Genomic DNA, 11,573 nt, shown 5'->3' with positions numbered 1-11,573 from the left:
TACTATCAAATCGTGAGACCGCACAGTTTTAATGATTATTTAACACCGCTAGAAAAAGAGAAACGCTACTTTAACCGAAACCTCTTATCAGGTGTCCTAAATTAGTTGACCACTACAAACTTTTTAGGAAAGATGGCAGTCAAGCTGGTAGTATCTCTAGAAATGACTTATCAGATGGACAAAGAAACACAGCAGTGCTGGCATTATTATTATCTGAAGCAGGAAATCCATTGGTTATTGACCAACCTGAAGACGAGTTAGATTCTAATTTTGTCTATAATGAATTAATCCCTCTTCTTAGAAATACTAAACATAAACGACAACTAATCATAGCAACACATAATGCCAATCTTCCAGTTAACGGAGATGCTGAATTAGTTCATGCTTTTGACGTTGAAAACGGTAGAGGCGTTATGAAAGCGTGTGGCGGCTTAGACAACTCTGAAGTAACTTCAGCAATCTTAGATATTATGGAAGGGTCTGAAGAAGCTTTTAGGAGAAGACGTGAAAAGTATAATTTTTAGCGTATTCATTTTATTAACTTGAATCTAAGAGGTTAGTTGTTAATATCAACTTAACCTCTTTTTCATTAGAGGAGGTTATTAAATGTCCATTTACTATAGGAATAAATGATCCTCTTTATTTAATAATTGGTGATCATTTAGTTAAGAATATCCAAATGCAGGATAGTTTTGAGTTCAGAAGATACAAAGCTATTATCGGTGTATGGATTTTGTGGTTTGCTCATAATGACGTCGCTAAAATTAGACTTTTATTTATTAATAGAATATAACGAAATTTTGTCTATTAAACAATCTAATAGCTAACATATAGCGACAACAGATGACGCATAAAAAAACCTCAGATAACTTTTCGCTATCTGAGGTTGATAATATTTTGTCGTTTAAGCTAATTTGCCATTAGACAATTTAGCTCACATTCAAGCTGATTGCGCATCTCATTTATAAGATAATCAGGCTGTTTATCGAGCTGCCTTTGTACCCAAATCCGCACTGCTCTATGATTGTCAAAGCAAACATCTACCTCTAAAAATCTAGCAAGACCAGTACCGCCTTGGATTCCTAAATCTTTGATTAACTGATTGGCAATTATATTGGCATCAGCCGTGATATAACCGCTACGTTTGTGAGCACAGAGCAGCTTGTCATAATCAATGACCTTCATGGCTATTCTCCTCATCTGCAGCTTTTTTAGCCATTTGAATACGATTAACTAATGCCTCAAATGCGCTGCCGTCACGGCGGGTCATGTTTGGCACATAGCGGCTATAAGTATTAAATAGCATTTTAGTGGTAGAGTGCCCCATCTGACTTGCAATCCATTCAGGGCTCTCACCGGCAGCTAGCCAAAGCGTCGCTGCAGTATGTCGCGTTTGATAAGCATTTCGCGCTTTAAGCCCTAAAAGCCGCAGCGTTGGATGCCAAACTTGCTTATTTACATTGTTGTAATCCAGAGGCGCTCCCGTATGAGCGCAAAACACATAGTCTGAGCGCTTATAAGTCACCTTTTTTTGATCTTGTAGTGCCTCAAACACCCAAGGCGACATGGCAATTGCACGGTAAGATTCTTGCGTTTTTGGCGGTACAATCTTGCCTTTGACTAACGCCTGTTTAATCACAATCTCGCGGCGGTCAAAATCGACATTATCCCAAGTAAGACCATCGATTTCACTGGTTCGCATTCCGGTAAAAAACCGAACTAAATAATAATTACGATAATCTTGGCGAACGCCGTCAATAAAGCGCCAAACTTCCTCAAGAGTAAAGGGCTGAATGTCCGCTTTTGGTTGCTTAAGCGATTTGATATCCTCATAAGGATTTTCAAATTTGTAGCGTTTTGCGCCCTCTTTTAGTATCATACCTAGAGGTACCATAATAGAGTTAATGCGTGCCGCTGACAGATGTTTCTTAGTCTTACCGTACGTTACTTTGGCGAGCGATGAACGGAAGGCTAAGACATCTGTCTTTTTAATGGTATCGAGCGGCTTATTGGCAAAATGTGGCAGTAGATACATCGTTAAAATATCATTGATTTTGCCTTTATATGTCTCGCGCCATTCAATTTCTTTTTCAGAAAACCAAAGCTTCGAAAACTCTTTAAACGCCGGCATATCAGTTTCGATACAGGCTTTGCGATCCCGAAGTGCAACCATTTCTTTTGCTTTATCACTTTTAGGAAAATAATGAGCATAATCAAATATTCCTAAAGTAATCTCCGCCTCCATCTTTTCGAGCACTTTTTCAAGCTTCTTGCGATTGGCGGGAGTATCGACGAGATTGGTTGTTTCGCGGCAACGAACGCCCATGTATCGAAAGTCGACCACCAGTTTTTTATAGCGGCTTCTAATGCTAGCCATTTTTCTTCTCCTTACTGTAATGCCATGGCGTTGATGCTACCTTTAATACCGGTGCGCATGTCTTTTTCAATTTCTTCCCAAACGTATAAAATTTTACGACCGCCAAAAGGACGAATGTAATGAATCCCTTCAATTAAAACGGTATCCTTTAATTCATTGCGGATGGTGCGCGGGTTATATTTAATACGGTCAGAAAGCTCTTGGGTTGTCAGGTAGGTGTGTGACATAATATGTTCCTTATAAGCTCATCGAATTACTTAGATTGTTTATCGTCAAACAAATATATTCTATAGAAATAATTTGTTGTTCTATAAGAGTACTTTACAAGCAAATATAGTTCGATGCAAGTACTTTTTCGCTATTTAAGGATATATTTATGATTTTATGTAATTTGCCGGTGCTACTTGCAGAACGCAGACTTAAAGTAGCTGATTTGATTCGTATGACGGGTATCAGTAAATCTACAATGCACAAAATTTATAACGAGCAAACGTCACGGATTGACTTTGAAACTATGGATAAGATTTGTGAGGCACTTGATATTCAAGTTGGTGATTTATTTACTTATATACCTAATAAAGATCAAGATAGTAAATAAGTTATAAGCGTTTTATGCAAAACGAAGTGGAGGTAAAAAACAGTGATTAAAACTTTCGTATTTTTTGAGCTTGGTCACGATCTGGTCACCTTTTGGTCACCACTCGCTTTTTAAGCTACTGAACAACGTAAGATAGATATGAAATAAAGGCTGTGGAAAATTCTTAAATATCTCTACAGCCCTTATATAACAGGCAATAAAAAACCCCAACTGGGGAAGTCGGGGTTTTTAAAATTTGGTAGGCGTAACTAGATTCGAACTAGCGACCTCCACCATGTCAAGGTGGCGCTCTAACCAACTGAGCTATACGCCTATTTAGGTCATGCATTTTAGCAACTTTTTTAGACTTTGCAAGCTTTATTTTGAATAAATGCGAAATTTTTGCTAAAAATATAGGCTTTGATAGTGGTATCTCTTAATTATTTTAATTTACGCCTAAAAAACGCTATGTTTTTACACATTCTCAGCTAACTATTTAGGAATCAAAGTCATGCAAATGAGTTATTACAACGCTTCTGTATTTAAAAAAATTACCTTTGATAGAAAGTAGGGCAGGACAATATTACTTCATAACATCATCAATGAAAGTAAACAATAGCTTTGGTTAAATATGAACTTATTTCTAATTTTTTCTATATTTTTTAATTTAAAAGATTGGAAAAAATTTATGTACTTGCTATGATCTCAAAAATTGTTAAACAAAGTTTGCTATTTATTGAGGAAATTATGATCGTAATTTATGGTATTGACTCCAAGCTTAATCCCATTAAATCAAAACTCTCTGATACTATTCATAGCTGTATGCAGTCGATTCTTGGGCTTCCTGAGGACAAACGAGCTCAGCGATTTATCCCACTTGATAAAGCCGATTTTTATTTTCCGGATGGTCGAACAGAAGCTTATACCGTGATCGAAATTAATATGATGGCTGGTCGAACGATCGCCACAAAAAAAGCGCTTATTCATGCGCTTTTTGAGCAAATAGAGCGGCAGCTTGGGATTGCGCCCATTGATATTGAGATTACAATTAAAGAGCAGCCGGCGCATTGTTGGGGATTTCGCGGCATGACAGGCGATGAGGTTCAGGATTTAACCTATAAAATCACCGTTTAATAAACTGAATCTACTTTCAAAACATCATCCAGCAAAGCGTAATGCCGACGTTTTAATGCCCCAAATGAGCTCGACAAAAGCGCGATTGTTGGTTAGCGGCTCACCATCTAAGATCAGTGCGTAGCCGGCATCATCAATCCATAAAAAAACAAAGCTGGTTTCAGGAACCAACAAATCAACTTCTTGGAAAAATGAAATTGCTCGGCTTTCAACTGCCCAGCCGCGCTGCTTTTGCCGCTGCATAAACCCTGAAAAATCCGCCGCTGCAACGCTTAACATGTCGGCTTCTTCTTGGCTATAACCAATCCGCGCCAAACAAAACCCTTCATCTGAGGCAATTGCCGCTCGGCGTTGACCCGATAAGCTTGCAACCACATAAGGTAAAAACTGATCGAGCGGTAAGCTTGGGGCAGGCAAAAACGTGGTCAGCCGCTCAATAAAGCCTTGCTCAACAAAATCTTCAAGCCAAAGCTCTGGAAACTCTTCAAGCCAAGCGGCAACCAACATGGTTTCGCGGTGCGACAATAGTGCTTGCAATGCCAATTGTTTGGCTGTCGGCTGACTTTGAGAAAAGGCTTCAAATACGCCCGCAGGCGTTAAGGTAATATAAGTTTTATCTACATTATTAAATACAGTCATAACATCTACCTTATTTCATTAAGCAAAACCGCTTAAAATCATTGCCTTTTAACCAACCATTTGCAATAAAATTACCTTTTATAAACCACACTTAAATATACCAAGATAAATTAAAGCGCAGCTGGTGGGGCAGATTTTACCGCGATCGCTTCTTGTTCCAACTGCTGCTGACAATCGCTCCAGCGCTCATCAAACTGCCAGTCACTTTTGCCCAATCGAAACCAAACAATAGAAAACGCCAAGCGGTCATTACAAGCCAAACAATGGGCAAAAAACTCATTTTCCAATTGCTCAATGCCGTGCCAATCTTCATTGTCACGAGCGCTCATCAGCTCATTGGTGATATTTTTAGCAATTTCTTTGGCATCATCGCTGCTGATCCGTAAGCGATGTGTCTCAACGTTTAAAGAAGGCGTGACCAAAACACTCCAGCGCGTCGCAAAAACGCTGCTGTGTTTGATATAGTCAAGCTTATTGATGCAGTTTTGAAATGCTTGCTCAATTTGCGGATGCAATCGACCTTTGACACGCTCAAAAATATCCTCAACATCATAAGGGATATCATACCAACAGCCATAAAAAAAGTCAGCAATAGCGCCTTGTAGTGGCTCTTTTTCGTTGAGCATTAAAGCGGCATTAATGCGCTGTTCATGATAATAGCGACTGCTTGGGGTTGCAAAAATTTTACGCGAAAAATAACGAAAACTTTTGCGAGCCGCGCGCTCATCATTTTCAGTTAGGGAAGTCACTGCCATCATGATATCCTTTCTTAACCTTTGTTGCCCAATCAAACCACTTAAAATAAACGTACTAATGTATTAGCTTAACAAAGTTTCCATAAGATCAAGCATAAATTCTGCATCTTCCTCGCTCATTACCTCAAAGCCCTCAGGCATCCCAAGCTCGGTCAGCGCCTCTTTTCCGTCTTCATCTTCACAAAGCGCTAAAATTACTGATTCAAGTTTATCAGCATCAATAAAATCATTTTTTACCAACAACACGTGACTGATATCGGCAATATCGCTTTCAATTAATACTTGAAGCTGAGATTTGGTGAGCCGTGAAAAGCTATGAAAAATCTCTGATAAGAAAAAAGCTGCCTGAGCCTCACCTTTAATGACTTGGCGCGCCGCTGCTTGATACGTTTCGGTGATTGACCAGTTTAGATCTTCTTCAACCAAATCAACCGCTTCAAGCAATCGTAGCCCAATCAGCTTGACATCGCGGTTATCTGCCATGGCAATGGTCGCACCGGCAGTTAAGTCCTCAAGGGCATCTATATGGCTTGCGTTACTGGTGGCAATGACCATCTCATCAGGCTTGCCTTTAGGTCGCGCAATCGCACGGTAGCCTTTTTCGCGAATGAGGACAGCGGCATCAAAAGGGTTGGCATAAATGGCTTGAATGTCATTGCCATCGATCAGCGCTTCTTGCTCAGAATGAGAGGCGGGCATATTTAAGCGAATATTGATGCCAGCGCGCTTTTGAATCAGGGTATTAAACAGATGCCAACCTGCAAAATGTTCCGGCGAAAAATCAGGAGCAATTAGCATATTATAAGAGGTCATCGATTATTGCTCCTCATCTTGTTTCATTTGGGCATATTGAACGCTTGCCGTCTCAATTTTGCTTCGAGATGGCTTTCGGCGAACCGAAGTGTAGCCGACCGTTTTACCATGACGGACGTTGGGAACGACGGTCGCGTAAACCCAATAATGGCTGCCATCTTTGCATAAATTTTTGACATAGCCGTGCCATTTTTGACCACTTTGTGCCGTTTGCCACAAATCTTTATAAGCCGCTTTGGGCATGTCAGGATGACGCAAAATATAGTGCTGAGCACCGATTAAATCCTCAACGTCATAGCCGCTAATCTCAACAAACGCATCATTGACATGGGTAATTTTGCCATCCAAATCAGTCCGCGAAACGATCAATTTCCCATCAGGGTAGGGGCGCTCAATGCCTGTATCATAGACCAATCGCGAGGTTCCATCATGATAAGTCAACGTGAGCTGCCGAGCGGGCGCCTCAGGTTTTGTGGCATCAGGAAGTGGAGAACCCATAATAATCTCCTTATTATCGTTATTATTCAAAACGCATTATTTAACAATCAAGCTGTTTTAAGCCAATCTCAAACTTTTAACCCTACTTTTTTAGCACAATTAACCGTAATTTAAAATAGAAAACTAAAGTTTATTAAATTATCAAAAATAATCTGTTTTAAATTTTGATAATAGTTAATAATTGAACTATAATCTATTTTTATAAGCTGACGGTTCAGTCAACGTTCAGTTTAACATTATCTTGTAGGGCTAAGTGATCTAAGCGCGCCTATTTTATCATCGATCAAAGCAGTTATTTTAAATTAAATCAATACCGCTGATAAGGAGAATAAAATAGCTTTAGCTCATAAGCTTTGGCATTAAATCTTTGATTAAATCAGCTTTGCTAGCGCTTCAGAGGCGCGCTTGATGTCCAAGAAAATCAGCCCAAGTTTGGCATTAGGCTTAGCTAAAATTGTGAGCACCGCTTCATCACCTGCGGAGGTCATAATCACGTAACCTTGCTGACCTTGAATCATAATGCGATCAATGCTACCACGAGCAAGCTCTCGACCCGCGCGCTCTCCTAATGACAATAACGCCGCTGACATCGCCCCGACACGGTCCTCATCCACCCCTGAAGGCAAGGCTGAGGCAATCATCAATCCATCCGTTGAAATAAGCGCGGAAGCTTCGACATCGGCGGATGAGCTGTTTAAATCTTCAAGGATTTGCTGGAACGAATCTGTACGCATAAGAATTTCTCTATGACTGAGTGTTAAATGGAAAAAAACCGTTTTTGACAATACTCAAAAATAGTCTTGTGCCAAGGTCGAGTATTATAATCATTTAGCCATAACATTGATATAATGTGGCATAACAAATGATAAAAAACCGCTAAAAACGCCGTTCAATATGGAAATAATACCGCTTGTCAAATATAGCTATAAAATATAATAACTAAAGTTTATTAAATCAATCGATATACTACCACTTTGTTAACGATTTGTTAAAATTAATTTTGCTGAAATCAAAGTTTGTGATTGACATTTTTGATGAGGCGTGTAAATTAATTATGAAAAGCCAAGCGGCTCATCACGATGTGACCTCCAACCGCTTTGATATTTTGTATGATGCTAAGGATTGTTCTATTGCCTTGACGCGCCTTGTATTTATTATCATGTATTAATGACAATAAATCCCAATACAACGTGCCAAAAATCCATCGAATCATGCCAAAAAGCAGCCTTGAGCTGTGATCAGCCTGCCAACTTTTCAATCCGCCTACTCTTAATTCGCGCACATTGCGTCACATCAAGGGTTTGTCTTTTCACCAGCACCGGAATTCGTAATCTTACTCCCACGTTAAGATTGCCCGGAAGCAAGTTCCACCCCTCCATAATCCAGCTAAGGAAGATGTATGAGTATCAGTCAGGCCATCGAAAAAGTTGAAGCCAATTATGCGCATCAGCCAGAATTCATCCAAGCCGTTAAAGAAGTTGCCATTACCATCAAGCCTTTATACGATGCTCACCCTGAGTATGAAACCCTAAAAATATTTGAGCGTTTGACCGAGCCTGATCGCGTATTTGCTTTTCGCATTAACTGGGAAAATGATCAAGGTGAGATTCAAGTCAACCGCGGCTGGCGTGTCCAGTTCAGTAACGCCTTAGGACCTTACAAAGGCGGTCTTCGTTTTCACCCAACTGTTAACCAGTCTGTATTAAAGTTTTTAGGATTTGAGCAGATTTTTAAAAATGCTTTGACCGGATTGCCTATTGGCGGCGGTAAAGGCGGTTCAGATTTTGACCCTAAAGGCAAATCTGAAAGCGAAATTCGCCGCTTTTGTTATGCCTTCATGCGTGAATTATATCCTTACGTTAGTAAAGATATGGACGTTCCAGCCGGTGACATCGGTGTTGGCGGTCGTGAAGTGAGTTACATGTACGCCATGTACAAAAACCTAACTCGCGAATCAGGCGGCGTATTGACCGGAAAAGGCGTAGGCTTTGGCGGCAGCTTAATGCGAACCGAAGCTACAGGCTACGGCGCGGTTTACTTTTTAGAAAGTATGCTTGAAGTTCAAGGCGACAGCATCAAAGGCAAGCGCGTTTTGGTATCAGGCGCAGGTAACGTATCCCTTCATGCTGCTGAAAAAGCCCACATGCTTGGCGCAACTGTGCTGAGCGTTTCGGACTCACAAGGTACGCTTTATGATGCCAATGGATTTAACCAAGAAAAAATCGATTGGTTAAAAGTTCAAAAAGAACAAAGCAAACCATTAGCGGCTTATATAGATATCTTTGGCGGCGAATGGCATGCTAAAGAAAAGCCTTGGTTTATTAAAGCTGACATCGCCATCCCTTCAGCAACGCAAAACGAAGTGACTGAAGATGACGCCAAAAAAATGGTTGAAAACGGCATCAAATATATCGTTGAAGGCGCAAATATGCCTTTAACGGCTGAAGCGATCGACTATGTCCGCGAGCAGCGCGTTCACTACGCACCAGGTAAAGCAGCAAATGCAGGCGGCGTTGCCGTTTCGGCAATCGAGATGTCGCAAAACTCTGTTCGTCAGTACAAAACCTTTGAAGAAGTTGACAATCAGCTAAAAGCGATCATGAAAGACATTCATGACAGCTCAGCGGAAGCTTCAGAGCGTTACGGTCAAACGGACAACGGCTATATTGACTATATGGCAGGCGCAAATATTGTAGGGTTTAAACGGGTTGCTGATGCGCTCGTTGCTTATGGTATCTTAAACTAATTTACTATAAATTTGCCCAGTTATTTTTAGCTATAATGCCGCAATTGGTACTTCCAGTTGCGGTTTTTTTTGGTTTGATAAATACTTTTTAACTTAAGAGTTAAATTTCTATAAATGATAAAAAGACGCAAGCTAAGACTTATCGGACGATAAATGGTTAATTTATCACAGTTTTTTACACTAATTACAGGGTTTAACATTATTGTTAATTTCAATACAGAGTATCAGTAATTAATCATTGCGATTTCCCCTATTATTGAATGGATTATTTCCTTACGGATAATTATCAAAATATTGTTAATTATTTTGGCGGCGATAATACCTTTATTTAGGGATCAAGAATGACCACTTTATATTCAAAAAAAGCGGATTCTGTACGCTTAAGCTTCCAGCTGATGACTTGTGCTGAGCCACCGCAATTGGTGATTGAGACGATCAAATCGCTGATCGTCACCAAAGCAGCAGAGGATGAAATTTTAATTATTGATAATAACAATACAAAAAAAGAGCTTTACGAACCGCTGGCAAATTTTTGCCAAAACCTAGACCCAAAACTAAACGTTCATTTTTATCATATTGATAAAATTTCAGGATTTAAAGCAGGGGCACTCAATTTAGCACTTGAGCTAATGGATGCCAATTGCAGTCATATTGTGGTGGTGGATAGTGATTATCAAGCGCTGCCGCAGGCAAGGTTCGAGATTGTCCATGCTATTGAGCAATTTCCTGAGCATTCATTGTTGCAGTTTCCACAGTTCTACCGTGATGCTGGTATGAAACAGGTTCATGGTGAGCTGAATCACTATTTTAACCATCATATTTATCGTCAATTTAACCAGCAGCGCGTGCTTTCCACTGGAACTTATGCCGTTTTACACCGTGAGGATCTAATAAGTTTGGGCGGCTGGTCGGGAGCGTCAATCACGGAAGACGCCCAGCTTGGCGTTTTGATGCACAAGCGCGGGTTAAAAAGCCGATTTATTCCCAAAGTGATTGCGACGGGGCTGCTGCCCATGACGCTTAGTGATTTGGTTAAGCAGCGTCAGCGCTGGATTTATGGCAATATGCAGGTATTATCCGGCTATTTTGCTATTCATAAAGCCCATCCTGAGTTGCCATCAGCGGCATCATTTAAGCAGCAATTGGCAGACTTTCGCGCTCATTTTTCACAATTAAGCGCTTGGGTTAATTTCACAGGAATATTTATCTTACTTCAAGCCATCACGGTTTTGGTGATGGTGTCAGCGCTATTGTCGCAAGCTGCAATAGATATGAGCCGCTTGTTGCTGCCTTTATTTATCGTTTATGCCGGTTACGGCGTGTTTTTGAGCCGCAGGCTTTGGGCGTATTTAAGCGATAACGCGCCCCTTGCCAAGCCCAATGAAGCGCAAGCAACACCAACCGTTGCTCAACGATTAAAGGTTTGGGCGCTGCATTTAAACTTTTGGGAGTTTGGGGCATTGTCTTGGCTGCCGGTGCTTTGGGGTCGCGATAAGCCGTTTATTTGTACGCCAAAGCAAGTTGATACGCAATCAAACTTTGCACTGCTTATCAATAACCTTAAAGCGTTGCCAAAATCCATTTTGATATTAAACCTAATTACTGCCATTTCGGTGGCTCCGTTTTCGCCGCTGTATTCTCCTGTTTTATTTGTTTTGGCAGTATCGATTTGCGTGTTAAAACTTTGGTCAGCAACGCTCATTTTAAGCAATTATAAAAAGGTAGATGAGATTAACGATACTAATAAAATTGAGTTAACAGAGACTGCTGAGTATCAATATCAGGCGAAACCGACCATTCCTGAACGTTTTGGCTATCGCCCATCTTATGAGCAATTGATCGCTGCCAATTCTGAGCCGTTTATCAACTTAGAAAAATTGGGTCACTCTGGATCCTATAAACGTGCTAAATCGGCAGTTAAGCAAGATTTTGACCATGATATTAACGCTGAACCGGATCAAGCGGTTAATTTTTAGCGGATTTGGTTAACCGTTTGCCTTTTTAAATTACCTTTACCAACTTAATCTTTTAGGA

At 40.4% G+C, this 11,573-nt stretch carries 13 protein-coding genes and 1 tRNA gene; 5 read left to right on the top strand and 9 right to left on the bottom strand.

All coding sequences use genetic code 11. The annotated features are described in order from the left end of the window. Positions 1-86: 86 nt before the first annotated feature. On the top strand, positions 87-524 hold the full coding sequence (locus tag HF322_RS08730; protein WP_308811491.1) for an AAA family ATPase: 438 nt from the start codon (positions 87-89) through the stop codon (positions 522-524). A gap of 385 nt (positions 525-909) precedes the next feature. Here HF322_RS08730 and HF322_RS08725 read toward each other — a convergent pair whose 3' ends face one another. The 3 genes from HF322_RS08725 to HF322_RS08715 are packed head-to-tail and all read right to left on the bottom strand — an operon-like array spanning position 910 to position 2,604. Next, the gene (locus HF322_RS08725) at positions 910-1,185 is read right to left on the bottom strand and encodes a hypothetical protein (protein WP_169393049.1); all 276 of its coding nucleotides are present in this window, start codon (positions 1,183-1,185) and stop codon (positions 910-912) included. Then, entirely contained in the window at positions 1,172-2,377 is a 1,206-nt protein-coding gene (locus tag HF322_RS08720; RefSeq protein ID WP_169393048.1) for an Arm DNA-binding domain-containing protein, read from the bottom strand. The genes HF322_RS08725 and HF322_RS08720 overlap by 14 nt, the downstream gene beginning before the upstream one ends. A gap of 11 nt (positions 2,378-2,388) precedes the next feature. Beyond that, the gene (locus tag HF322_RS08715) at positions 2,389-2,604 is read right to left on the bottom strand and encodes a hypothetical protein (RefSeq protein ID WP_169393047.1); all 216 of its coding nucleotides are present in this window, start codon (positions 2,602-2,604) and stop codon (positions 2,389-2,391) included. A 149-nt stretch (positions 2,605-2,753) separates the two neighbouring features. Here HF322_RS08715 and HF322_RS08710 point away from each other — a divergent pair, with 149 nt between their 5' ends. Further along, a complete protein-coding gene (locus HF322_RS08710; RefSeq protein WP_169393046.1) occupies positions 2,754-2,975 on the top strand; it encodes a helix-turn-helix transcriptional regulator in 222 nt (73 codons plus the stop codon). A gap of 236 nt (positions 2,976-3,211) precedes the next feature. Here HF322_RS08710 and HF322_RS08705 read toward each other — a convergent pair. Then, positions 3,212-3,288: transfer RNA gene (locus HF322_RS08705), tRNA-Val, on the bottom strand. Between the two features lie 413 nt (positions 3,289-3,701). Between HF322_RS08705 and HF322_RS08700 the strand changes: the two genes are divergently transcribed. After that, positions 3,702-4,088 (top strand): tautomerase family protein, encoded by a 387-nt coding sequence (locus HF322_RS08700; protein ID WP_169393045.1) that lies wholly within the window; start codon positions 3,702-3,704, stop codon positions 4,086-4,088. Positions 4,089-4,112: 24 nt separating this feature from the next. Here HF322_RS08700 and HF322_RS08695 read toward each other — a convergent pair whose 3' ends face one another. The 5 genes from HF322_RS08695 to HF322_RS08675 form a co-directional block, all read right to left on the bottom strand. Then, positions 4,113-4,727, bottom strand: coding sequence for a hypothetical protein (locus HF322_RS08695; RefSeq protein ID WP_169393044.1), 615 nt, complete (start codon positions 4,725-4,727; stop codon positions 4,113-4,115). A 110-nt stretch (positions 4,728-4,837) separates the two neighbouring features. Next, positions 4,838-5,482 (bottom strand): hypothetical protein, encoded by a 645-nt coding sequence (locus HF322_RS08690; protein ID WP_169393043.1) that lies wholly within the window; start codon positions 5,480-5,482, stop codon positions 4,838-4,840. 63 nt (positions 5,483-5,545) lie between these two features. After that, complete coding sequence (locus tag HF322_RS08685) at positions 5,546-6,295, bottom strand: PhnD/SsuA/transferrin family substrate-binding protein (RefSeq protein ID WP_169393042.1); 750 nt, start codon at positions 6,293-6,295, stop codon at positions 5,546-5,548. Between the two features lie 3 nt (positions 6,296-6,298). After that, positions 6,299-6,793: a PAS domain-containing protein gene (locus tag HF322_RS08680; RefSeq protein WP_169393041.1), complete on the bottom strand. Its 495-nt coding sequence runs from the start codon at positions 6,791-6,793 to the stop codon at positions 6,299-6,301. A gap of 371 nt (positions 6,794-7,164) precedes the next feature. After that, a complete protein-coding gene (locus tag HF322_RS08675) occupies positions 7,165-7,527 on the bottom strand; it encodes a roadblock/LC7 domain-containing protein (protein WP_169393040.1) in 363 nt (120 codons plus the stop codon). A gap of 665 nt (positions 7,528-8,192) precedes the next feature. Here HF322_RS08675 and gdhA point away from each other — a divergent pair. Together gdhA and HF322_RS08665 are read left to right on the top strand one after the other, a co-directional pair. Next, entirely contained in the window at positions 8,193-9,539 is a 1,347-nt protein-coding gene (gdhA, locus tag HF322_RS08670) for an NADP-specific glutamate dehydrogenase (protein ID WP_169393039.1), read from the top strand. Positions 9,540-9,880: 341 nt separating this feature from the next. Further along, the gene (locus tag HF322_RS08665) at positions 9,881-11,515 is read left to right on the top strand and encodes a glycosyltransferase family 2 protein (protein WP_169393037.1); all 1,635 of its coding nucleotides are present in this window, start codon (positions 9,881-9,883) and stop codon (positions 11,513-11,515) included. Positions 11,516-11,573: the final 58 nt, after the last annotated feature.

The sequence above is a fragment of the Psychrobacter sp. MF31 genome (assembly GCF_012847335.1).
GTDB lineage: Bacteria > Pseudomonadota > Gammaproteobacteria > Pseudomonadales > Moraxellaceae > Psychrobacter.
The sequence above is the reverse complement of the archived record's forward strand: the minus strand, read 5'-3'. Positions and strand labels throughout refer to the sequence as shown.